Annotated in this window: 16 protein-coding genes; 8 read left to right on the top strand and 8 right to left on the bottom strand. The window is 70.4% G+C overall.

All coding sequences use genetic code 11. The features are described from left to right. The first annotated feature begins 25 nt into the window (after positions 1–25). The 3 genes from ACIQ7M_RS36255 (at position 26) to ACIQ7M_RS36245 (ending at position 3,945) form a co-directional block, all read left to right on the top strand. Positions 26–436, top strand: coding sequence for a cupin domain-containing protein (locus ACIQ7M_RS36255; RefSeq protein ID WP_355765095.1), 411 nt, complete (start codon positions 26–28; stop codon positions 434–436). Then, complete coding sequence (locus tag ACIQ7M_RS36250) at positions 433–1,884, top strand: recombinase family protein (protein WP_403652347.1); 1,452 nt, start codon at positions 433–435, stop codon at positions 1,882–1,884. Before ACIQ7M_RS36255 ends, ACIQ7M_RS36250 begins: the two co-directional genes overlap by 4 nt. Before the next feature lie 159 nt (positions 1,885–2,043). Continuing rightward, on the top strand, positions 2,044–3,945 hold the full coding sequence (locus tag ACIQ7M_RS36245; protein ID WP_403652216.1) for an NHL domain-containing thioredoxin family protein: 1,902 nt from the start codon (positions 2,044–2,046) through the stop codon (positions 3,943–3,945). A gap of 6 nt (positions 3,946–3,951) precedes the next feature. Here the strand turns inward: ACIQ7M_RS36245 and ACIQ7M_RS36240 are convergent, their stop codons facing one another. From ACIQ7M_RS36240 to ACIQ7M_RS36230, 3 genes are all read right to left on the bottom strand, one after another. Then, a complete protein-coding gene (locus tag ACIQ7M_RS36240; RefSeq protein ID WP_403652213.1) occupies positions 3,952–4,197 on the bottom strand; it encodes a DUF6458 family protein in 246 nt (81 codons plus the stop codon). Between the two features lie 147 nt (positions 4,198–4,344). Then, positions 4,345–5,640: a M18 family aminopeptidase gene (locus ACIQ7M_RS36235; RefSeq protein ID WP_403652210.1), complete on the bottom strand. Its 1,296-nt coding sequence runs from the start codon at positions 5,638–5,640 to the stop codon at positions 4,345–4,347. Between the two features lie 152 nt (positions 5,641–5,792). Then, complete coding sequence (locus ACIQ7M_RS36230) at positions 5,793–7,634, bottom strand: acyl-CoA dehydrogenase (protein WP_403652207.1); 1,842 nt, start codon at positions 7,632–7,634, stop codon at positions 5,793–5,795. 143 nt (positions 7,635–7,777) lie between these two features. Between ACIQ7M_RS36230 and ACIQ7M_RS36225 the strand changes: the two genes are divergently transcribed. The 3 genes from ACIQ7M_RS36225 (at position 7,778) to ACIQ7M_RS36215 (ending at position 10,799) form a co-directional block, all read left to right on the top strand. After that, on the top strand, positions 7,778–8,269 hold the full coding sequence (locus ACIQ7M_RS36225; RefSeq protein ID WP_355765079.1) for an SseB family protein: 492 nt from the start codon (positions 7,778–7,780) through the stop codon (positions 8,267–8,269). Between the two features lie 155 nt (positions 8,270–8,424). Beyond that, complete coding sequence (locus ACIQ7M_RS36220; protein WP_389838087.1) at positions 8,425–9,396, top strand: pirin family protein; 972 nt, start codon at positions 8,425–8,427, stop codon at positions 9,394–9,396. 284 nt (positions 9,397–9,680) lie between these two features. Then, on the top strand, positions 9,681–10,799 hold the full coding sequence (locus ACIQ7M_RS36215) for an AI-2E family transporter (protein ID WP_403652202.1): 1,119 nt from the start codon (positions 9,681–9,683) through the stop codon (positions 10,797–10,799). Here the strand turns inward: ACIQ7M_RS36215 and ACIQ7M_RS36210 are convergent. Next, positions 10,697–13,042, bottom strand: coding sequence for a SpoIIE family protein phosphatase (locus tag ACIQ7M_RS36210; protein WP_403652199.1), 2,346 nt, complete (start codon positions 13,040–13,042; stop codon positions 10,697–10,699). The two genes, ACIQ7M_RS36215 and ACIQ7M_RS36210, sit on opposite strands and share 103 nt — an antisense overlap. A gap of 154 nt (positions 13,043–13,196) precedes the next feature. On the opposite strand from ACIQ7M_RS36210, the gene aspS reads away from it, so the two are divergent. Continuing rightward, positions 13,197–14,960 (top strand): aspartate--tRNA ligase, encoded by a 1,764-nt coding sequence (gene aspS / locus ACIQ7M_RS36205; protein WP_355765066.1) that lies wholly within the window; start codon positions 13,197–13,199, stop codon positions 14,958–14,960. Between the two features lie 139 nt (positions 14,961–15,099). Then, positions 15,100–16,032, top strand: coding sequence for an intradiol ring-cleavage dioxygenase (locus ACIQ7M_RS36200; RefSeq protein WP_403652194.1), 933 nt, complete (start codon positions 15,100–15,102; stop codon positions 16,030–16,032). Positions 16,033–16,144: 112 nt separating this feature from the next. On the opposite strand, the gene ACIQ7M_RS36195 is transcribed toward ACIQ7M_RS36200, so the two are convergent. From ACIQ7M_RS36195 to ACIQ7M_RS36180, 4 genes are all read right to left on the bottom strand, one after another. Next, positions 16,145–16,621, bottom strand: coding sequence for a hypothetical protein (locus tag ACIQ7M_RS36195; RefSeq protein WP_403652192.1), 477 nt, complete (start codon positions 16,619–16,621; stop codon positions 16,145–16,147). Positions 16,622–16,807: 186 nt separating this feature from the next. Further along, positions 16,808–19,897, bottom strand: coding sequence for an FG-GAP repeat domain-containing protein (locus ACIQ7M_RS36190; protein ID WP_403652189.1), 3,090 nt, complete (start codon positions 19,895–19,897; stop codon positions 16,808–16,810). 109 nt (positions 19,898–20,006) lie between these two features. Then, positions 20,007–21,731 carry a methionine--tRNA ligase gene (gene metG, locus ACIQ7M_RS36185; protein WP_403652186.1) on the bottom strand — a complete coding sequence of 575 codons (1,725 nt, stop codon included), beginning with the start codon at positions 21,729–21,731 and terminating at the stop codon, positions 20,007–20,009. 162 nt (positions 21,732–21,893) lie between these two features. Then, positions 21,894–23,507 (bottom strand): VWA domain-containing protein, encoded by a 1,614-nt coding sequence (locus ACIQ7M_RS36180; RefSeq protein WP_403652183.1) that lies wholly within the window; start codon positions 23,505–23,507, stop codon positions 21,894–21,896. Positions 23,508–23,645 lie beyond the last annotated feature (138 nt).

Genomic DNA, 23,645 nt, shown 5'->3' with positions numbered 1-23,645 from the left:
GTCGGAGGGCGTGGACGATGAACCCATGACCAGCGCACCCGCCCGACGCGGCGAACCCGTCTCCCTCTCCGCGGCCCTCGCCTCCTTCGACGAGCTGTGGAGCCCCCGCATCGTCACCTCCGTCAACGACTACGACGTCCGTGTCGCCAAGGTCGAGGGCGAACACGTCTGGCACGTGCACGACCACACCGACGAGTTCTTCCTGGTCCTGGAGGGCGAGCTGAGCATCGCGCTCAGGGAGCCGGCCGGCGAGCGGACCGTCGTGCTTCCCAAGGGCTCCGTGTGCACGGTCCCGCGCGGCACCGAACACAAGCCGTACGCCCCCGCCGGCGCGTCGATCCTCCTCTTCGAACCCACCGGCACCCTCACGGTCGGCGACCGCCACGACGAGATCCCCGCCCACGTGGACGCGACGACGGGGCACGCCCTGGACTGACAGCGAGCCCTGATCGAACGCGGTCACGTAGCGACCGGTATGGGCTGCTTAGCCGAAAGGGATTCGACGCGGCTGTCACAGCCGTCACGGCTGGCGTCGTGGGCGTCCTGATCGTTTGGAAGCTTGACCGCTTGTCCCGCAGGGGCGTCAGCGAGATCGGCAAAGCGCTGGACGACATGGAGCGGGTGGGCGGACGGCTGGTCTCTGTCATGGAAAGCCTCGACACGAGGAACCCTGGCGCCCGGGACGCGATCGCGCTACTCGCGGATCTTGCCCGCAATGAGTCACGGGATCTCGGCATGCGGGTCGGCAACGCGAAGAGATATCTGCGTCAGAGGGGCCAGTGGATCGGCGGGCAGTCGCCGTACGGGTTGCTGGTGGACCCGGAGACGAGGAAGCTCATTCACGACCCCGAGACCGCCGAATATGCCCGCCTGATCGCCGACGAAGCACTGTCGGGGAAGGCTCTCGTCCACATCGCGCGACTGCTGAACGAGCACGGGGTGGAGTCGGCGAGGGGAGGCATGTGGAACTCTTCCAGCGTCCTGCAACTCCTTCGCTCACCGGCCTTTGCCGGTCTCATGCCGCAGACCGAGTACGAGGATCAGGCGGACGGAACACGCAAGTATTCGAACCGTGTGTCCCCCTACCGAGACCCGGAGACGCTCGAGGTCGTGCGTATCGGCGACGGGATCATCTCGGTCGGAGAACGCGAGCTGATCCTTCGCCAACTCGAATCACGAACCCTCCCTCTGGCCGGAAGGCGACACGGCCACGGGCAAGGAAAGTCGCTGCTCACCGGCATGGCGCGCTGCGGGCTCTGCGGAGACAGGATGAGCAAAGCGGGTACGTCGTACCAGTGTTCCAGCCACCGGATGGGACGAGGATGTACCGGTGTCTCGGCTCGGGTGGTGAGCATCGACGACTCCGTGACCCGGGTATTTCTGTCCCGCTTGCCGTCTCTGGAGCCGCAGGACCCGCTGCTCGCTGTGATCGCCGATCGCTGCGCGCAGAGGCAGGACCCGGAGACGTTCGCGAAACGGGAGGCCATCGAGGCGGAAATCGCTGACCAGGAAACGCGTGTTGCGGACCTGGAAGAGGCTCGATACGTTCGCGGCGAGTTCTCTGGTGCAGATGCTGTCGACCGATACGACGGGCTCGCCGGACGACTGCGTAACCGCATCGAGGGGCTGCGTGCGGATCTGCTGCGGATGCCGGTTCCTTCCGTCGACATCACCCCGCTCCTGGACGCCGAGCTCTTGCGTGAAACCTGGGCCGTCGGCGATGCGGTCGGCAGGCGTGAGTGTCTTGGCCTCGCAATCGACCGTGTGGAAGTTCGGCGTGGACGAGTAGGCGCCAGGTTCGACGGTGGCGAGCGCTGCCGGATCGTCTGGGCGACGAAAGGAGCGACTGGGGCGAAGTCGGCTGGTGACGAAGCGGTGGAATGACAGGCAAGACCCATCAGCTCCTGGACCGACCAGGAACAGGTCCTGGTATCGCACGGCGAAGGTCCGCGTCCGCCCTCGGATACCCGATCAGCGTCCCGCTCCGAAGCCCTGACGCGGGTGTGTGATCCGGAGCCCAGGTTCGAGTGGCAGGCTTGAACCATGAACGACGCAGCTTCCAGGCCCACCCCCGTACGTCGCCGTGTCCGTGTCCGTGCCCCCGAGCTGACCGGCAAAGGCGGTTGGATCAACACAGGTGGCAAGGATCTGAAGTTGGCCGACTTCCGAGGGCGGACATTGATCGTTGACTTTTGGACCTTCTGCTGCATCAACTGCCTGCACGTCCTGGACGAGTTGCGGGAGTTGGAGGAGAAGCACCGGGACACCGTGGTGATCGTCGGGGTGCACTCGCCGAAGTTCGCGCACGAGGCCGAGCATCAGGCGGTCGTCGACGCGGTGGAGCGCTACGGGGTGGAGCACCCGGTGCTCGACGACCCGGAGCTCGCGACCTGGAAGCAGTACGCCGTACGGGCCTGGCCGACGCTCGTGGTGATCGATCCCGAGGGGTACGTCGTCGCGCAGCACGCCGGTGAGGGGCACGCCCACGCCATCGAGCGGCTGGTGGCGGAGCTGGAGACCGAGCACGCGGCGAAGGGGACCCTGCGCCGGGGCGACGGGCCGTACGTGGCGCCCGAACCCGAGCCGACCGTGCTGCGCTTCCCGGGCAAGGCGCTCGCCCTGCCGAACGGCAATCTGCTGGTCAGCGACACGACCCGGCATCAGCTCGTGGAGCTGGAGGAGGACGGCGAGACGGTCGTCCGGCGCATCGGATCAGGTGTCCGGGGCTTCGTGGACGGCGGCGCCGAGGAGGCGGGGTTCAGCGAGCCGCAGGGACTCGCCCTGCTCGACGAGGGCGCGGTCGTCGTCGCGGACACCGTGAACCACGCGCTGCGCCGGGTCGACCTTTCGACGGGCGCGGTCAGCACGCTCGCGGGCACCGGGCGCCAGTGGTGGCGGGGCTCGCCGACGTCGGGACCGGCACGCGAGATCGACCTGTCCTCGCCGTGGGACGTGGCCCTGTTCGGCGGGAGGGTCTGGATCGCCATGGCGGGTGTGCACCAGCTCTGGGCGTACGACCCGGGGACGCGGACCGTCGAGGTCACCGCCGGCACGACGAACGAGGGGCTGGTCGACGGACCGGGGTCCGAGGCCTGGTTCGCGCAGCCGTCGGGGCTCGCCGCCACCGCGGACCGGCTCTGGCTGGCCGACTCCGAGACCTCGGCGCTGCGCTGGGTCGACCCGGACGGGAGTGTGCACACCGCCGTCGGCACCGGGCTCTTCGACTTCGGGCACCGCGACGGTGCCGCCGGACAGGCCCTGCTCCAGCACCCGTTGGGGGTCACCGCGCTGCCCGACGGTTCGGTCGCGGTCAGCGACACGTACAACCACGCGCTGCGCCGGTACGACCCCGCGACGGGCGAGGTGACCACCCTGGCCACGGACCTGCGGGAGCCGAGCGACGCCGTGCTCGTGGGGGACGACATCGTGGTGGTGGAGTCGGCGCGGCACCGGCTGACCCGGCTGCGGCTGCCCGAGGAGGCGGTACGGGTGGAGTCGGTCGCCCACCGCACACAGCGCGCGGCCACCGACGTCACCCCGGGAACCGTCCGGCTGGACGTGATCTTCCAGGCTCCGGCCGGGCAGAAGCTGGACACCCTCCCCCAAGCTCTCGACTCCGTTCGAGCAGGGGGGACCCCCATCGGACCGTCCACCCGGCTCCTCGTGTCCGCCACCCCGCCCGAGCTGCTGCTCGCGGGCGAGGGCGCCGGCACCGATCTCTCCCGGGACGTCGAGCTGAACCCGGCCGTCCCCGAGGGCGTGCTGCACGTCTCGGCGATGGCCGCGTCCTGCGACGACGACCCTGCCGGGGGCACCTCCCGGTCGAAGACTGGGGGAGAGTACCCGGCCTGCCATGTCCATCAGCAGGACTGGGGTGTGCCGCTGCGCCTCACGGAGACCGGCACGAACCGGCTGCCCCTGGTCCTCGCCGGCATGGACGGCTGATCCGGGTCAGACGCCGTAGCCGTCCGTGTACCCGTCATGGCGGCGACGGTCGTCGTCCACGACCGTCGCGGTCGGCGGTACGACGACGCGCCTGCGCCGCGCGATGCTGCTGAAGGTCGTCACGCCGATCAGTCCGACGATCATGAGGATCACGCCGACGAGGTGAAGGTTGACCCCCTGCATGTGCCAGTCGGTCGCGAAGGTGAGGATCGCCCCCGCGGCGATCAGGATGATGCATCCGCCCAGGCCCATGGGTGTCGTCTCCTTGAATAGCAACTCCGAGTAGTTCCGGACCCGTTCCGGGTACCCGGGACCTCGCGGTGCATGCGGAGGCGATCGCTCACGGGAACGGCACGCCGTCGCTCGCGACGGCGTGCCGTTGTCCTTCCGCCCGGGGAACTACCCCTCCAGGAACGCCACCAGCGCGTTCGTCAGCAGGAACGGGTCGTCCGCGGCGCAGAGCTCGCGGGCGCTGTGCATGGACAGGATGGCCACGCCGATGTCGACCGTGCTGATGCCGTGCCGTGCCGCCGTGATGGGGCCGATGGTGGTGCCACACGGCATGGCGTTGTTGGAGACGAAGGACTGGAACGGCACGCCGGCCTTCTCGCAGGCGGCGGCGAACACGGAGCGGCCCGAACCGTCGGTGGCGTAGCGGTTGTTGACGTTCACCTTGAGGATGGGGCCGCCGCCGGCACGCGGGTGGTGCGTCGGGTCGTGCCGCTCGGCGTAGTTGGGGTGCACGGCGTGGCCGGTGTCGCAGGAGAGACAGACGGTGCCCGCGAAGGCGCGTGCCCGGTCCTCGTAGGAGCCGCCGCGCGCGAAGACAGAACGTTCCAGCACACCGCCGAGCAGCGGTCCGTCGGCGCCGGTGTCGCTCTGCGAGCCGTTCTCCTCGTGGTCGAAGGCGGCGAGGACCGGGATGTAGGGCAGTGTGGAGCCGGCCGTCGCGACCGCGGCCAGCGCGGCCGTGGCCGCGTGCACGGACAGCAGGTTGTCCATGCGCGGTCCGGCGAGCAGTTCCTTGTCGCGGCCCAGGTAGGCGGGCGGCTCGACGGAGTGTGTCATCAGGTCCCAGCCGGTGACCTGGCCGGCGGGCAGCCCCGACTCCTCCTCCAGGAAGGAGATCAGGTCGCCCTCACGGGCGTCGCCGAGTCCCCAGACGGGCTGGAGGTGGCGCTGCTTGTCGAGCTTGAGCCCCTCGCTGCTGACGGAACGGTCGAGGTGGATGGCGAGCTGCGGCACACGCAGCAGGGGGCGGTCGATGTTGACCAGGCGGGTCGAGCCGTCCCGCAAGGACAGACGTCCGGCGAGGCCGAGGTCGCGGTCGAGCCAGGAGTTCAGCAGCGGGCCGCCGTAGATCTCCACGGCGACCTGCCGCCAGCCGTGCGCCCCGGTGTCGGGCAGCGGCTTGACCCGCAGGTTCGGGGAGTCGGTGTGCGCGCCGATGATCCGGAACGGGGTGTGCGGCTCGGCGCCCTCCGGCACGTACCAGGCGATGATCGCGCCTCCGCGCAGCACGTACTTCCCGCCGGCGGTTCCCTCCCACGCGTCGGTCTCGGCGACCTGACGGAACCCGGCCTTCTCCAGCCGCTCGGCGGCGGTCGCCACGGCGTGGTACGGCGTCGGGCTCGCCGCGAGGAAGGACATGAGGTCGTCGGTGTGGCTGCGGTCGAACCGGGTGGGTGCACTCATGGGTTCACCTTAACGACGCGCGAAGGCCCGCTCCCGGGGTTGGGAACGGGCCTTCGTAAGGGGGATGTGAAGGGTGGACACCTTGGGACACCTGAACGCACGGACAGGCGCCGGGCCGGTGCCCGCCCGTCCGGACGGGGGCCGACGGAAGCCTAGAAGGCGGCCTCGTCCAGCTCCATCAGGTCCAGGTCGACGCCCTCGGCGAGCTTGCGCGCACCGGTGACGCCCGGCAGCACGGTGGCGGCGAAGAACTTCGCGGCCGCGATCTTGCCGGTGTAGAAGGGCACATCCTTGGGAGACACAGCCTTGGCGGAGGCCGTCTCCAGCTTCTCCGCGGCGACGGCGGCACCGCGCAGCAGCAGGTAGCCGACGACCACGTCACCGGAGGCCATCAGGAGGCGGGTGGTGTTGAGGCCCACCTTGTAGATGTTCTTGACGTCCTGCTCGGTGGCGGCGAGGTCGGTCAGCATCAGGCCGACGATGGCCTCCAGCTCGACGGCGGCCTTGGCGAGCTGCTCGCGGGCGGCGGACAGCTCCTCGCCGCCCGTGCCGAGGGCCAGGAACTTCTTGATGTCCTCGGCGAGGGAGTTCAGCGCGGCGCCCTGGTTGCGGACGATCTTCCGGAAGAAGAAGTCCTGGCCCTGGATCGCGGTGGTGCCCTCGTACAGCGTGTCGATCTTGGCGTCGCGGATGTACTGCTCGATCGGGTACTCCTGCAGGAAGCCGGAGCCGCCGAAGATCTGGAGCGACTGGGCGAGCAGCTCGTAGCCCTTCTCGGAGCCGTAGCCCTTCACGATCGGCAGGAGGAGGTCGTTCAGGGCCTCGGCGGCGGCGGTGTCCTCGCCGGCGGCCTCCAGGACCTGGATCTCGTCCTGGATCGCGGCGGTGTGCAGGACCAGGGCGCGCATGCCCTCGGCGTACGCCTTCTGCGTCATGAGCGAGCGGCGCACGTCCGGGTGGTGCGTGATGGTGACCTTGGGCGCGGCCTTGTCCATGAAGTCGGCGAGGTCGGTGCCCTGGACGCGCTCCTTGGCGTACTCCAGCGCGTTCAGGTAGCCGGTCGACAGCGTGGAGATCGCCTTCGTGCCGACCATCATGCGGGCGAACTCGATGATGCGGAACATCTGGCGGATGCCGTCGTGCTTGTCGCCGATCAGCCAGCCCTTGGCGGGGTGGCGGTCGCCGAAGGTCATCTCGCAGGTGTTGGAGGCCTTGAGGCCCATCTTGTGCTCGACGTTCGTCGCGTACACGCCGTTGCGCTCGCCCAGCTCGCCGGTCTCGAAGTCGAACTCGTACTTCGGGACGAGGAAGAGGGACAGGCCCTTGGTGCCGGGGCCGTGGCCCTCGGGGCGGGCGAGGACGTAGTGGAGGATGTTCTCCTCCATGTCGTGCTCACCGGAGGTGATGAAGCGCTTCACGCCCTCGATGTGCCAGGAGCCGTCCGCCTGCTGGATCGCCTTGGTGCGGCCGGCGCCCACGTCGGAGCCGGCGTCGGGCTCGGTGAGGACCATGGTGGAGCCCCAGCGCTTCTCGACGGCCATCGTCGCGATGTGCTTCTGGACGTCGTTGCCCTCCTCGAAGAGGATGCCCGCGAACGCGGGGCCCGAGGAGTACATCCACACGGCCGGGTTCGCGCCGAGGATCAGCTCCGCGTACGCCCAGATGAGGGAGCGGGGAGCGGTCGAGCCGCCGATCTCCTCGGGCACGCCGAGACGCCAGTACTCGGAGTCCATGAACGCCTTGTACGACTTCTTGAAGGACGCCGGGACGGGCGCGGTGTTGGTCTCCGGGTCGAAGACCGGCGGGTTGCGGTCGGCGTCCGCGAAGGACTCGGCCAGCTCGTTCTCCGAGAGGCGGGTCAGCTCCCCGAGGATGCTCTTGGCGGTGTCCGTGTCCATTTCCGCGAACGGGCCGGTGCCGTACAGCTTGTCGCGCCCGAGCACCTCGAAGAGGTTGAACTCGATGTCGCGGAGATTCGACTTGTAGTGCCCCATGGCGACGGCTCCGTAAGGGATCGGCGAGGCACTGACTCCCCGCATCTATGTACACGTACCAGCAAGTAGCTACGATGATGCTACCCGCCAGTAATAAGAAGCAACCCCGAGTGGGCCATATGTGGCCCACTACTCTTTGACGCATGTACGGCTACGAGCAGAACGCAGGCGCCCAGCAGGGGTACGTCCCGCCGCAGCAGCAGATGCCCGGCCAGATGCCGGACGGGCAGATGGCGGGCGGGTACGGCCAGCAGCAGCCCCTGTACCCCGAGCCGTCCCCGCCGTCCCTGCCGGACGCGGTCCGCGCCTTCACCACGGGAGCCATGGCCGCCGAGGACTTCCAGCAGGTCTTCGCCACCTCGAAGGTCTACTGCCCGCGCGGTGACAATCCCGGGTTCCTCGCGCTGCACAACACCCAGCAGCCCGTCATCCCGATGTTCAGCTCGCTCAAGGAACTGCGCCGGTACGCGGGCAAGGAGTCCAAGTACTTCGTGATCACCGGTGCCGAGGTGATCGACCTGCTGCCCACGGGCTACGGCTTCGTGATCGACATGGAGGGCAAGCACCGGATGGTCTTCGACGCGAAGGCCGTGGAGCAGATGGTGGACTTCGCGATGCGCCGTATGTACGGCTGACGGCTCCTCCGGGTGCCGCCGGCACCCGGGTGTCCGCTCGGCCGGACGCCTCTCGAACCTGTGACGCCCGGAGGGAATGCCCTCCGGGCGCGCGTCGTTACGGGTAGCAGAAAGTTCAATCCTCAACTAAACTCGAAGCACAAGGAGGTACCGACATGCCCGCAGTGACTGTCGAGAACCCGCTGGCCCTGCCCCGTGTGGCCGCGCCGACCGACGCGGTGGACCGTCCCGTGCTCACCGTGACGACCGCGCCCCAGGGCTTCGAGGGTGAGGGTTTCCCGGTCCGCCGCGCGTTCGCCGGGATCAATTACCGGCACCTGGACCCGTTCATCATGATGGACCAGATGGGTGAGGTGGAGTACGCGCCGGGCGAGCCGAAGGGCACCCCCTGGCACCCGCACCGCGGCTTCGAGACCGTGACCTACATCATCGACGGCATCTTCGACCACCAGGACTCCAACGGTGGCGGCGGCACGATCACCAACGGTGACACGCAGTGGATGACGGCGGGGTCCGGCCTGCTCCACATCGAGGCGCCGCCGGAGCACCTCGTGATGTCGGGCGGGCTCTTCCACGGGCTCCAGCTCTGGGTGAACCTGCCGGCCAAGGACAAGATGATGGCCCCGAGGTACCAGGACATCCGGGGCGGCACCGTGCAGCTTCTCAGCACCCCGGACGGCGGCGCGCTCCTGCGGGTCATCGCCGGAGAGCTCGACGGCCACCAGGGTCCGGGCATCACGCACACCCCGATCACCATGGTCCACGCCACGCTGCGGCCGGGCGCGGAGATCACCCTGCCCTGGCGCGAGGAGTTCAACGGCCTCGCGTACGTGCTGGCCGGACGCGGCAGCGTGGGCGCCGACCGCCGGCCGGTCCACACCGGCCAGACCGCCGTCTTCGGCGCGGGCTCCTCGCTGACCGTCCGGGCGGACGAGAAGCAGGACTCCAACACGCCCGACCTGGAGGTCGTGCTGCTCGGCGGCCGGCCGATCCGGGAGCCCATGGCCCACTACGGACCGTTCGTGATGAACACCCGCGACGAGCTCCAGCAGGCCTTCGAGGACTTCCAGAAGGGCCGCCTGGGGACGATCCCGGCGGTGCACGGGATGTCGGAGGGCGGGCTGTAGCCCTCTGCCGAGGTCCTTCGCGAGGGGCGCGGGCTCGCGTCCCTCGTGGCCGCACCTTGAGCGCCGGCGTCCGCGGAAGCCCCGTCCACCGAACCGGACGGGGCTTCTCCGTGTGCCGTGTGCCGTGCGCTGGACGCCGGGAGGCCGTGCGCCGGGAGGCTGGACGCCGGGCGGGCTGACCGTCGGGTGGCCGGTGGCCGGTGGCCGGGTGGTCCGGCGGGGGCTTCTCCCCCGTTCGGACTTCCCCGGACGCCGGTCCGGCTGACGCATGGTCAGCTTGCAGGGTGCAGCTACTCCCCGAGGGCGCCCGGCGGTTGGCGGCCTGGTGTGTCGTGATCCTGCTGGCGGCCGGGGTCGGCTGGGTGGGGATCCTGCTGTGCGGGGAGTTCCGCACGGCGGTGGTGCCGGTGCTCCTCGCGCTGCTCGGCACCGCCCTGCTCGGGCCGCTGTACCGGCGGATGGTCAGGGCACGGCTCAACCGCTCCCTCGCCGCCGCCCTGACCTGCGCCGCGGTGGCCGTCGTGGTCGGCGGTGCCGTCTACGTCGTCGTCGCCGCGCTCATCCACACCGGCGCCCAGATCGTGTCCTCGCTCCGGCAGGCCTCCCGGTCCGTCGCCGAGCACTTCGGAGCGGCGGGCACCTCGCTCGACGACATCGCCGCCAACTCCAAGGACCTGCTGTCCAAGTTCGGCGGCACGGCCGCGTCCAACGTCGTCAGCGGGGTCAGCGTCGTGGCCGAGACGCTCGCCATGGCCTTCCTCGCCCTGCTGCTCGTGTTCTTCTTCCTGCGTGACTCGCACCGGGTGGCCGGATCGCTCAGGTCGCTCGCGCCCCGGGGGACCGCCGACGTCGTCGAGGCCATGGCCCGGCGGGCCTACGGGGCCGTCGAGGGCTTCATGCGCGGAACGACGATCATCGCGCTCATCGACGCCCTCTGCATCACCGTCGGACTCCTGGTCCTGCGCGTCCCGGGCGCGGTCGGGCTCGGCGCGCTGGTCTTCGTGGGGGCGTACATCCCGTATCTCGGCGCGTTCATCTCCGGCACGGTGGCCGTCCTGGTCGCCCTCGCCGACCGGGGGTTCGTCATCGCCCTGTGGACGCTCGGGATCGTGCTCGCCATCCAGATGCTGGAGGGGTACGGCCTCCAGCCGATGATCCAGAGCCGGCAGGTGCAGATGCACCCGGCGGTGGTGCTGCTGGCGATCACGGCGGGCGCGTCCGTGGCGGGCGTCCTCGGCATGCTGCTCGCCGTCCCCCTGACGGCGGCGGCCTTCGGCGTCGTGCACGAACTCCGTGTGCGCTACGGGCCGCAGGAACCGGACGGACCGTCCGGGCCGGAGGGCTCGGAAGGACCGGGCACACCCGGATTCCCCGGAGTGCCGGGACCGTCCGCGGACTCGTAGCCGTCGGCGGACTCGTCCGTCGCCTCGGCGAACGCGTCCCACGTGTCGAGCAGCGCCGAGTCGTCCGGGGCCCCGGCCTCGCCGGAGTCCGTGTCCGGCTCCTCGGCGAACTCGAACCAGATGCTCTTGCCCTGGCCCCGCGGGTCCACCCCCCACGTGTCCGCGAGCATCTCGACGAGCACCAGTCCGCGTCCGGAGGACGCCAGCTCCCCGGGATGGCGCCGGTGCGGCAGGGCGTCGCTGCCGTCGGTGACCTCGATCCGCATCCGCCGCTTGCCGGTCTCGCCCGCCACCTCGGCGACGAGCAGCGCGTCCGCGTCGGTGTGCACGAGGACGTTGGTGACCATCTCGGAGACGAGCAGGACCGCGGAGTCGAGCTGGTCGGCGGAGGACCAGTCGTGCAGGAGCTCCCGGAGCTGCTGACGGGCGTCCGCGATCCGCTCGGGCTCGGCCTGCGCCACGGTCAGCATCGTGCGGCGCACCAGGGGTCGTACGGGCGCCGTGTCGTCGTCCGCGCCCGTGAGCGGCAGCCGGGACAGCAGCAGCACCGCGATGTCGTCCTCGCGCCGGTCGGCCAGCGGACCGGTGGTGTGGTGGGAGGAGGGCCCGTGCACGGCCTGGACGAGCGCGTCGGCGAGGGTCTCCATGTCGCCGTCGTGGGATTCGAGCGTCCGGCGGATACGGCGCCAGCCGGTGTCGAGGTCGTGGCCGCCGGTCTCGATGAGCCCGTCGGTACAGATCAGCATGGTCTCGCCCGGCTCCAGGAGGAGCCGGGTGGTCGGATAGTCGGCGTCCGGGTCGATGCCGAGCGGCAGCCCGCCCGCCGTGGGCCGCATCAGCACGGTCCCGTCCGCCATCCGTATCGCGGGGTCCGGATGCCCGGCACGCGCGATGTCCAGCGTCCCGGTCGCCGGGTCGACCTCGACGTACAGACAGGTCGCGAAGCGCACGTCGGCGGGGTCCGCCGGTTCCTCGCCCGCGTCGGCGCCGCCGCTCGACCCGTAGGTCACCGAGTCGGTGACCCCGTAGAGGAAACGCGCCGCCCGTGACAGCACCGCGTCGGGGCGGTGCCCCTCGGCGGCGTAGGCGCGCAGGGCTATCCGGAGCTGGCCCATCAGGCCCGCCGCGCGGACGTCGTGGCCCTGCACATCGCCGATGACCAGGGCGTAGCGGCCGGCCGGCAGCGGGATCACGTCGTACCAGTCGCCGCCGACCTGGAGGCCCCCGCCGGTCGGGACATAGCGTGCGGCGACGCTCATGCCCGGCATCCGCGGGCCGAGCGTCGGCATCATCGAGCGCTGGAGGCCGTCGGTCAGCTCCCGCGCGGTCTCGGCGGCTTCGGCGCGGGAGAGGGCCTGCGCGAGCATGCGGGCGACGGTCGTGAGGACCGAGCGCTCGTCGGGCGTGAAGGTGACGGGGTAGGTGAAGGCCGCCATCCACGCGCCCATGGTGCTGCCGGCGACCGTGAGCGGCAGGAACGCCCACGACTGCCGTCCGAAGCGCTGGGCGAGGGGCCAGGACGCCGGGTACCGGTCCCTGTAGTCGTCGGGGGTGGAGAGGTAGACGGCGCGGCCCGTGCGGACGACCTCGGCGGCCGGGTAGTCCGTGGCCAGCGACATCTGCGAGAAGGGGCCCTCGTCGCCCGGCTGATGCCCGTGGTGGCCGATGATCGTCAGCCGGTCGCCCTCCGCGCCGAAGACGGCGAGACCGTCCGGTGAGAACCCGGGCATCGAAAGCCCCGCCGCGACCCGCAGCACCTCCGCGGTGGACCGGGCCTCGGCCAGCGCCCGTCCGGCGTCCAGCAGGAACGCCTCCCGTGAGCGGCGCCAGTCCCCGGTGACGGGGGTGCGCGCGGCGGCGCCCGGAGGCTGCTCGCTGACCTCCTGGAGGGTGCCGATCAGCTCGAAATGCCCGGTCTCGGGATCGATGAGCGGCTTGGAGCGGCTGCGGACCGTGCGGAGCTCCCGGCCGTGCTCGTCCATGATCCGCATCCGGGCCTCGGCGAGGGTGCCCTCGGCCACCGCGAGCTGCACCACCCCGTCCATCTCGTTCCAGTCGACGGGGTGGACGTGGGAGCGCGCGCCCGCCGCGGTGAGGGTCGTCCGTTCCGCCGGCATGCCGATCAGCCGTGCGGCCTCCGCGTCGAAGGTGACAAGACCCGAGGCGTTGTCCCAGCGCCACACGCCGGTGGCGAGAGTGGCCAGGACGTCCCCCACCGAGGGCAGGGGCTCACCAGTGCGCATGCGCCCACTGTAGGAACAGGTGATCGGTGCCTGCCACCGATGCCCGGCGCGGCGTGGAGCGCCTAATGAGGGGGAGCCGAGGTGGGCTGCCCGGTACCCTGGGGGTGTTTCACGTGAAACAGCCCCCCAATCCGCGAAGACTGGATGAACCTCGATGCATCGGTACAGGTCCCACACCTGCGGCGAGCTCCGCGCCTCTGACGTCGGCAGCGACGTCCGGCTGAGCGGCTGGCTGCACAATCGCCGAGACCTGGGCGGCATCCTCTTCATCGATCTGCGCGACCACTACGGCATCACGCAGCTCGTCGCCCGCCCCGGCACCCCGGCCTACGAGGCCCTCGACAAGGTCTCCAAGGAATCGACCGTCCGTGTCGACGGCAAGGTCGTCTCGCGCGGCACGGAGAACGTGAACCCGGAGCTGCCGACCGGTGAGGTCGAGGTCGAGGTGAGCGAGGTCGAGCTGCTCGGCGCCGCCCAGCCGCTTCCCTTCACGATCAACGCCGAGGACGGTGTGAACGAGGAGCGCCGCCTGGAGTACCGCTTCCTCGACCTGCGCCGCGAGCGCATGCACCGCAACATCCTGCTGCGTACGGCCGTGATCTCCGCGATCCGTCACAAGATGACGGCGCTGGGCTTCAACGAGATGGCCACCCCGATCCTCAGCGCCACCTCTCCCGAGGGCGCGCGCGACTTCGTGGTCCCCTCCCGGCTGAACCCCGGCAAGTTCTACGCGCTTCCGCAGGCGCCGCAGCAGTTCAAGCAGCTCCTGATGATCTCCGGCTTCGACCGCTACTTCCAGATCGCGCCCTGCTTCCGCGACGAGGACGCCCGCGCGGACCGTTCGCCGGGCGAGTTCTACCAGCTCGACGTCGAGATGTCCTTCGTCGAGCAGGAGGACGTCTTCCAGCCGATCGAGAAGCTCATGACGGAGCTGTTCGAGGAGTTCGGCGGCGACCGTCACGTCACCTCGCCCTTCCCGCGCATCCCGTTCCGCGAGTCGATGCTGAAGTACGGCTCCGACAAGCCGGACCTGCGCGCCCAGCTCGAACTCGTCGACATCACCGACATCTTCGCGGGCTCCGAGTTCAAGGCCTTCGCCGGCAAGCACGTGCGCGCGCTGCCGGTGCCGGACGTGGCCGGCCAGTCGCGGAAGTTCTTCGACGGCCTCGGCGACTACGCGGTCGAGCAGGGCGCGAAGGGTCTGGCCTGGGTGCGCGTGGGCGAGGACGGCTCGCTGACCGGCCCGATCGCCAAGTTCCTCACCGAGGAGAACGTCGCCGAGCTGACCAAGCGCCTCTCCCTGGCCGCCGGACACGCGGTGTTCTTCGGCGCGGGTGAGTTCGACGAGGTCTCGAAGATCATGGGCGCGGTGCGGGTCGAGGCCGCGAAGCGCTCGGGCAACTTCGAGGAGAACGTCTTCCGCTTCTGCTGGATCGTCGACTTCCCGATGTACGAGAAGGACGAGGACACCGGGAAGCTCGACTTCTCGCACAACCCGTTCTCGATGCCGCAGGGCGGTCTTCAGGCCCTGGAGACCCAGGACCCGCTGGACATCCTCGGCTGGCAGTACGACATCGTCTGCAACGGCGTCGAGCTGTCCTCCGGCGCGATCCGCAACCACGAGCCCGAGATCATGCTCAAGGCTTTCGAGATCGCGGGCTACGACCGGGAGACCGTCGAGGAGCAGTTCGCCGGCATGCTGCGCGCCTTCCGCTTCGGCGCCCCGCCGCACGGCGGGATCGCCCCGGGTGTCGACCGCATCGTCATGCTGCTCGCGGACGAGCCGAACATCCGCGAGACGATCGCGTTCCCGCTCAACGGCAACGCGCAGGACCTGATGATGGGCGCGCCCACGGAACTGGACGAGACGCGGCTGCGCGAGCTGCACCTCTCGGTCCGCAAGCCGCAGCCGAAGTAGGCAGGCTCCGCGTCTCCTGAGGGTGACGCACACGGAAGTGGCCCGGAACCAGGGATGGTTCCGGGCCATTCTCGTGGGGCGGGTGAAAACACAGCCCGCACCCATGCTGCTGACAGGTCGGCTCCCTACCGTCCCGCGCATGACTGAGAACCAGGAACCAACGCACGAAGGGAACATGACCCGGCGCAGGGTCGTCGTCGCGGGTGGAATGGCCGTGGCGGCCGTGGGTGTGGGCGGCGCGGCCGCCGTGAACGCGTTCGCGGCCACGCGGGACACGGCGACGGCCGCGTCCCGTGCGGAGACCTGCTACACGCTGACCTCGGAGTCGGTCGAGGGCCCCTACTACATCGACGCGGACAAGATCCGCCAGGACATCACCGAGGACCAGGAGGGCGTCCCCCTGACCCTCGTGCTGAAGGTGATCGACGCCGAGACCTGCAAGCCGGTCAGGAACGCGGCGGTGGACATCTGGCACTGCTCGGCGCTCGGCCTGTACTCCGGATACGAGTCGATGAGCAACGGCGGTGGCGGCGGTGGTGGCGGTGGTGGGCCGACCGGCACGCCCACCGGTACGCCGACCGGCGAACCCCCGTCGGGTCCTCCTCCCGGAGGCGGCGGCGGGCACGCCGAGCCCACCGACGACAAGCGGTATCTGCGCGGCACCTGGAAGACCGACCGGCACGGCCATGTCACCTTCAGGACCGTCTTCCCCGGCTGGTACCAGGGCCGTTGCGTCCACATCCACGTGAAGGTCCATGTGGACGGCACCTGGACCGACGCGGGCTACGAGGGCGGCCACACCTGCCACACGGGCCAGCTCTTCTTCTCGGAGAAGTCGGTCCTGGCCTCGGCCGAGGTCGCCCCGTACTCCACGAGCACGATCACCCGCACGACGCTGGACGAGGACACGATCTACCCGGGCAACGGGCACGAGGGCGGGCTGCTGTACCTCGCGTACGACAAGAGGCACTTCGCCCAGGGCGTCCACGCCCGCCTGACGATGGGCGTCGCCCCGGACGAGACCCACGACAGCACCGACACCGCGCCGAGCCCGTCGGCAACGTCGTCCTGACCCGCCGGCCCCGGGGGCCGGGCGCAACGGTTCCGGGCCCTTCGCCCCCTGACAGGCGAAGGGCCCGGAACACGGGTGTGCGGCAGGGCAGCCCGTGAAGGGGGGGACGTGCTCAGGTGTCGTACGTGCCGTTCCACGGTTCGGAGAAGCCGAGGCCGTCCGGGTACAGCTCGGCCCAGCCCTCGCCGTCGTCCACGCCCGTCTTCAGACCGAACCGGACGCCGTCGACGGTGATCTGGAACGGCCGTATCGCGATGTCCGTGTACGAGCGCCGGGGCAGACTGCGGAGCAGCTTCGCCAGGTGGACACGGGCTCGGGAGAGCACCGAGAACTCGCCGTACGGCGCTCCGTGCTGTTCGGCCCAGGTGCCGGCGCACCAGATCTCCGAGTCCCGGTAATGACCTTCGGCGTCGAAGGTGTGGAGCACGGTGTACAGACGTTTGTGCTCTTCCCAGCCGTCGTCGGGACGGAACCCTTCGGGGAAGGCGTACGTGATCGACGCCAGGAACTGACCGTCCGCGTACCGGCCGATGGTCTCGGTGCGGTGCTTCGGTTCGTAGGCGATCGGAATGACCTCGGGGACTGCCATGGCGGAAACCATACGGGTGGCCGGACACCTTGTGGCGCCGGGGTCCATTACGGATCGGCGGCATTGGAGGAAGGGTGGCTTTCCCGGCTCTTTGCCGGGTCCTGACCGGGCTCTCACCTGGTCCTGGGCGACGAAAAGGGGGCACGGGACGGGTCGTCCGTGCCCCCTTTCCCAGGCGGGGAGCCGTCAGGAGACGGAGCGGTATCCGCTCCAGCCGGTGGCTATTTTCGTGCGGGAGCCGAACGAGCCCTTGCCGTCCCCGTTGTTGCGGTACAGGTTGCCGCCGGTGTCCCGGGAGACCAGGTCGGCCCTGCCGTCGTCGGTGATGTCACCGACGACGACGACGGCGTTGTAGGAGCCGCCCCAGTCGGAGAACACCTTCACCCGGGCGGCGAAGGTTCCGTTCCCCTTGCCGTCGTAGCGGTAGAGGGTGTTGGACGTGTCCTGGGCGAGCAGGTCGCCGATGCCGTCACCGTTGAGGTCACCGGCCCCGACGATCTTCTTGTAGCCCTTCCAGGCGTCGTAGAGCTTCACGCGGGCCGACAGGGTGCCCGTGCTCGTCCCCTTGTAGAGGTAGACGGTTCCGGTGGACGCGACGCGCGCGATCAGGTCGGGCCGGCCGTCGCCGCTCACGTCGCCGGGCGAGGTCAGGACGTCGTACTGCGTCCAGCCGCTGCTCGCGAGGGTGGTGTACGACGTCTTCGGGGTGAGGGCCGCGCCGCAGCGCGGCTTGTACGCCCGCAGGGCGCCGCTGCTCAGCCGGACGAGGACGTCGTTGCAGCGGTCGCCATTGAGGTCGCCGAACGGCACGGCCTTGATGCTGGTGGCCCAGCCGGTACCGCTGATCTTCTCGCCGAACTTCCCGGTGCCGGTGCCCGACTGGAAGGTCAGGCCGCCGGACGAGTTCAGGGTGAGGAGGTCGCCGCGGCCGTCGGGTCCGTCCGGGCTGGAGAAGTCGTGCCGTACGGGCGCGCCGCTCAGGAGGAAGCCCTTGCCGGTCGCCACGGTGACCGCCGAGGCGGTGTCTATGCCGGTGGCCTTGAGGGTCCAGGTGAACTCCCCGTTGGGGAAGCGGGCGTTGTCGACCGTCGTGCCGGACCAGTCCGTCCCCACCGAGACGGTGGAAGCGCCCCCGGTGACCGTGCGGGTGACCCTGCCCTTCGCGCCGCTCTGGACGGAGGCGAAGGTGACCGACCAGGAAGTGACGGGGCGGGAGAGCAGCCAGGAGCCCTGGAAGGGCATCTTGGGGTCGGCGTAGTCCGTCGCCTCGGTCTTGAAGGCCGTCACGGCCGACGGCGTGACGCCGGTCCTGGCGATGTGCGTCCGCTCGTACAGGTCGGTCCAGGCCACCATGCCCGTGTACTCGTCGACGGTCCACTTGAAGCGGCGGTCCATGGCGAGGCCCGTGTCGGCGATGTCGGTGGCGAGCACGCGGCCGGTGCCGGTCGCCACGTCGGTCAGCACCAGGGTGCCGGCGGCGCGGTCGTGGCGGACGGTGAAGCCGTCCCCGAGCAGTACGTCGCCGCCGCTCACCGCGCGGGAGGAGGCGGCCTTGGTGTCGTACACACCGGCCGAGCCGTCGCCGCACGTCCAGTACACCCAGCGGCCCGCTGCCTGGAGCTCGTCCGGCACACAGGACATGCCCGGAACCGTCACCGTCGCGAGGGTCTTGTCCTCGGTCAGGCTGTACGAGGTGAGCTTGCCCGTGGTGGAGGCGCTCCACAGGGTGGAGCCGTTGAGGGCGGCGGCGCGCACGGAGCGCTTCAGCTTTTGGCCCTGGCCGAACTCGCCGATGTACTGCTCGGGGGAGGCACCCCCGGAGTCGTAGACCGCGTAGTTGTCCGAGACGTCGACGATGTGGCCGCCCGTGGTGCCGAACTCAAGGGTCCAGTCCGACGAGCCGTCGTCGATGGCGACCAGCCGGTCCTTGCCGCTCAGGCCGGTGCCGGTGGTGCCGAGGAAGGCGTCCCGCGAGCCGTCGGCGAGGCTGCCCCAGAGCATCGAGCAGGCCGTGGCCGGGTACGGGCAGCGGGTGAGCACCCTGTCCCCGGCCTCCGGCGCGGAGGCGGTGAACTGCCCGACGGCCACGGCGAGCGTGCGCAGCGAGGTGGTGTCCATGATGCTGTTCGGGTCTTCCTCGGCCACGCGCAGGGCGCCCCGGCTGAGCGCGAGACCGGTCTTGGCGTTCTCCGTCGCCGGGACCTGAGCCACCTGCTCCAGGCCGGGTGTGCCGTCCGCGGCCTCGGTGAAGCGCCGCACCCACCAGTCGCTCGCCCCGGTGCCGCCGGTGACGAGCGCGCTGCCGCCGGACGCGCGGAGGACGTACGCCCCCGCCTTGGCCGCCAGGGTCTGCGAGGAGCCGTCCTTCAGGGAGGCGGCCCGCAGCTCGCTGGTGCCGGTACCGGTGTGCAGCGGGAGCAGCAGCCAGTCGCCGGAGAGCACCGGGGCGCCGTCGAGCTGGACACCGGGCGCGGGCAGGTCGATCACCTGCGCCTCGGCGCCGGGGTCGGTGCGGGGCTTGACGCGCAGGTCGCCGCTGGCCGAGTCGTACCAGCCGATCCGGTCGTCACCGAGGACGGTGTTCGGCCGTGCGTCCACGCCGGAGAAGGCCCTGGTGGCGGTGGCCGTCGCGAGGTCGAGGTAGTACAGGTTGCTGTCGACCTTGAACAGCACGCCGTGCGCGTCGGCGGCCGTGACCGCGCCCGAGGTGATCCGCATGCTGTCGGGCGAGATGGCGCGGGAGCGCCAGGCGCCGTCGACGAGGTCGTGCACCGACCACTCGGTGAGGACCGTCCGCCCGGCGAGCCCCCGGTACGCCTCGTCCGAGGCGAACGACGTCGTCGTCCGGGTCGCCGGGTCCCACAGGGCGACGGAACCGGACGACGGCAGCGCGACCAGGTCGGCGTCGCTGCCGTACCAGGCGGTGGGGCAGGTCGACGAGCCGAGAGTCGCGCAGACACCCGTGGGCGCGTACACGCCGTCGGCGGTCCGGACGAGCGTGCTCGTACCGGCGGCGTAGTCCGTCCACAGCAGCCCGGTGATCCCGGTCTGCCGGTGCAGGAAGCCGCTCGCGCCGGCCACCAGCGGGCGGTCGGCGCGCGGTTGGGTGCCGGCGGGGTCGGCCAGGGTGATCTCGGGGGTGGACCCGGCCGGTGCGGCCGGGTCCGCCGAGGCGCCGCTCTGCGGCAGAACGGCGATGGTCGCGGCCGCCAGGGCGACCGCGAAGGAGGAGACGGCGGCGGTAAGGCCGCGCCGTCTCGGGGCGTGTCTGCCCACGTGCGAAGTCCCTCCCCGCGAGGGCGCTCGCCCTCGCCAAGTGAGCGGACTTTACCAGCCCTTTTACCGCCCTTGACGGGCGGGTGGGCCGCCGCGCGCGGGGGCTCGCTCAGCCCTGCGCGCCGCCGAAGCGCTCCTTGTACGACTCCAGGTCCTCGTCCGTGATCTTGGCGAAGAGGACCGGGGGAACGGTGAAGGGGGTGCCGGCGGGGAGGAAGGACAGGGCGCGGGCCTCGTCGGCGCTCACCCAGGTCGCCGTGTCCTCCGCGAGCGCGAAGGCCGAGCGCATCGCGCGGGCGGACGCCGGGATGAAGGGCTCCGAGACCACCGAGTACAGGTGGATCAGGTTCATCGCCGTGCGCAGCGTCAGGGCCGCGCCCTCCGGGCTGGTCTTGATCTCCAGCCAGGGGGCCTTCTCCTCCAGGTAGGAGTTGCCCGCGGACCACAGGGCGCGCAGCGCGGCGGCCGCCTTGCGGAACTGGAGGGCCTCCATCTGGGCCTCGTACTCCGCGAGCAGGCCCGCGATCTCGGTGCCCAGCTTCGCCTCGGCCTCGTCGGCCTCCGCACCCGCCGGGACCTCCTCGCCGAAGCGCTTCTTGGAGAACGACAGCACGCGGTTGACGAAGTTGCCGAGGGTGTCGGCCAGGTCCTTGTTCACCGTGGCCGTGAAGTGCTCCCAGGTGAACGACGAGTCGTCCGACTCGGGGGCGTTGGCGATGAGGAAGTAGCGCCAGTAGTCGGCGGGCAGGATGTCCAGCGCCTGGTCCGTGAAGACACCGCGCTTCTGGGACGTGGAGAACTTCCCGCCGTAGTACGTCAGCCAGTTGAAGGCCTTGACGTAGTCGACCTTCTTCCACGGCTCGCGCACGCCCAGCTCGGTGGCCGGGAACATCACGGTGTGGAACGGCACGTTGTCCTTCGCCATGAACTGCGTGTAGCGGACCGGGTTCTCGCCGGAGTCCGCGTCGTACCACCAGGACTTCCAGTCGCGGTTCTCCTTGTCCTGGTCGGACCACTCCTTCGTCGCGCCGATGTACTCGATCGGGGCGTCGAACCAGACGTAGAAGACCTTGCCCTCGGCCGCCAGCTCCGGCCACGTGTCGGCCGGGACCGGGACACCCCAGTCCAGGTCACGGGTGATCGCGCGGTCGTGCAGGCCCTCGGTCAGCCACTTGCGGGCGATGGAGGAGGCGAGCTGCGGCCACTCCGACTCGTGGCGGGCCACCCACTCCTCGACCTCGTGCTGGAGCTTCGACTGGAGGAGGAACAGGTGCTTCGTCTCACGGACCTCCAGGTCCGTCGATCCGGAGATCGCCGAACGCGGGTCGATCAGGTCCGTGGGGTCGAGGACGCGCGTGCAGTTCTCGCACTGGTCGCCGCGGGCCTTGTCGTAACCGCAGTGCGGGCAGGTGCCCTCGACGTAACGGTCGGGGAGGAACCGGCCGTCCGTCGGCGAGTACACCTGACGGATCGCGCGCTCCTCGATGAAGCCGTTCTCGTTCAGGCGGCGCGCGAAGTGCTGGGTGATGTCGCGGTTCTCCGGGCTGGAGCTGCGGCCGAAGTAGTCGAAGGCCAGCTCGAAGCCGTCGTACACGGCCTTCTGCGCGTCGTGCGCCTGCGCGCAGAACTCGTCGACCGGCAGGCCGCGCTCCTTGGCCGCCAGCTCGGCGGGGGTGCCGTGCTCGTCCGTCGCGCAGATGTACAGGACGTCCTGGCCGCGCTGGCGGAGGTACCGGGAGTACACGTCCGCCGGGAGCATGGACCCCACCATGTTGCCCAGGTGCTTGATCCCGTTGATGTACGGAAGGGCGCTGGTGATGAGGTGTCGAGCCATCGCGGGCTGCTCCCAGGTCGCTGCGTGGGGCGACGATCGCGTCCCGTTTCCGGGGGCCGGGTCGTCGTCGGTGAACCTTGAAATCGTAGCCGACATGGGTGGGCCGCCCGCTTCCCGTTTTAAGGCGTGGGAAGGGGGCGGCCGGGGTGCTGCTCGGACGGGTTACGGGCGCCAGTTCTCCAGCACGCCGTCGTAGACCTCGACGTCGGTCAGCTCGCGGGGGGCCGGACCCGCGTGGAAGAAGGCCGTGTTCCCGGTCTTCAGCTTGCGCAGGTAGTCGAAGGCCTTGTTGTCGTGCTCGCCGAAGGCGACGAACGAGAAGAAGACGTTCGGGTGGTCCTTCGCCGCGTCCGTGAGGGACTGGGTGGCGGGGGTCTTGGCGTCCGGGGCGCCGTCCGTCTGGAAGATCACCAGGGCCGGGTCGGTGGAGCCGGACCGCTGGTGGTGGGTGACCACTTCCTCCACGGCGACGTGGTAGCTCGTACGGCCCATGCGGCCGAGGCCGGCGTGCAGGTCGTCGACCTTGTTCTCGTGCTCGGCGAGCGTGAGGGTGCCGGTGCCGTCCAGCTCGGTGGAGAAGAAGACGACGTGGACCGTCGCGTCCGGGTCCAGGTGGGCGGCGAGGGCAAGGGCCTGCTCGCCGAGGGCCTGGGCGGAGCCGTCCTTGTAGTAGGCGCGCATGGACGAGGAGCGGTCGAGGACCAGGTAGACCTTGGCGTGCTTGCCGGTGAGGTCGTGCTTCTGGAGGGCGGTGCCGGCCTCCTGGTACGCCGTCACCAGGGCCGGGGCCTCGGCCCTGACGTGGCCGAGCGCGTCCGGCTCCGCCGCGGTGACCGGCTCCTCCTCGACCTCGGCCACCGGCTCCGCCTCGGTCACCGGCGGCTCGACCTCGGCCTCAGCCACCGGCTCCGCCTCGGTTACCGGCTCCGCCTCGGCCTCGGTGATCGGCTCGGGCTCGTTCGTGGCTTCCGCCTCGGCTTCGCCTTCGGCGCGGTCGTTCCCACCCGCACCACCCGTGCCGCTTTCGTCGTCGGCTGCGGGTGCCTCCTGTGGGGCCTCGCCGCCGTCGGCGACCGCGGGATCGTCCACCTGCACGACCTCGACGACCGGCTCCGCCTCGACGACGGGCTCGGCCACCGGCTCCGCCTCTGCGACCGGTGCCGCCTCGGGGGCGACCTCGGTCTCCGCGACCGGCTCGGTCTCCGCCTCGGGGGTGGCCTCCGCCTCCGCTGCGGGCACGGTCTCGGCCTCGGTGACCGGCTCCGCCTCGGGCGTGACCTCGACCTCGGCGGTCGGCTCGGCTTCGGGCGTGACCTCGGCCTCGGGGGCGGCTTCAGTCTCTGCGGCGGGCTCGGGGGCGGCCTCGGTCTCCGTGACCGGCTCCGCCTCGGGCTCGGCTTCGGCGGTCGGCTCGGCCTCGGATTCGGTGACCGGCTCGGCCTCCTGCTCCGCGGGGGCCTCTGCCTCGGGGGCCGGGGTTTCCTGGCTGGTGGGTTCCGCCGGAGGCGCCTGCTTGGGGACCGTTACGTTGTCGAAGGCGGCCGACACCAGTTCGTCGACCACCGAGGGTTCGGGCTCGGAGGCGGGCGCCGGGATTCTCGGCTCGGCCTCCGGTGCCGATGTGGAGGCCGGGTCGGCCTCGGGGGAATGTGTCGGCTCCGCGGCGGGAGCCGGGACCGTCGCGGTCGACGTGGCCTCTCGCGAGGTCTCCGCGTCAGCGTCACGACCCTTGCGTGAGCGGCCGAACGCATTCCGCAGGAGAGTGAGAATGCCCATGTGCGCAACCCTTCGCGTGAGTTGATCCCGTCAATCCCTGGCCAGGACGGACACGTAAGGTTAGCGGCCACAGATGGTGATCTTCGGCAGGGGCGGCGCTCCGGACAACCGTCGCGTCAACCCCCTTACAGCGCCCAC

This window comes from Streptomyces sp. NPDC096324 (assembly GCF_044763015.1).
Taxonomy (GTDB): domain Bacteria; phylum Actinomycetota; class Actinomycetes; order Streptomycetales; family Streptomycetaceae; genus Streptomyces.
The sequence above is the reverse complement of the archived record's forward strand: the minus strand, read 5'-3'. Positions and strand labels throughout refer to the sequence as shown.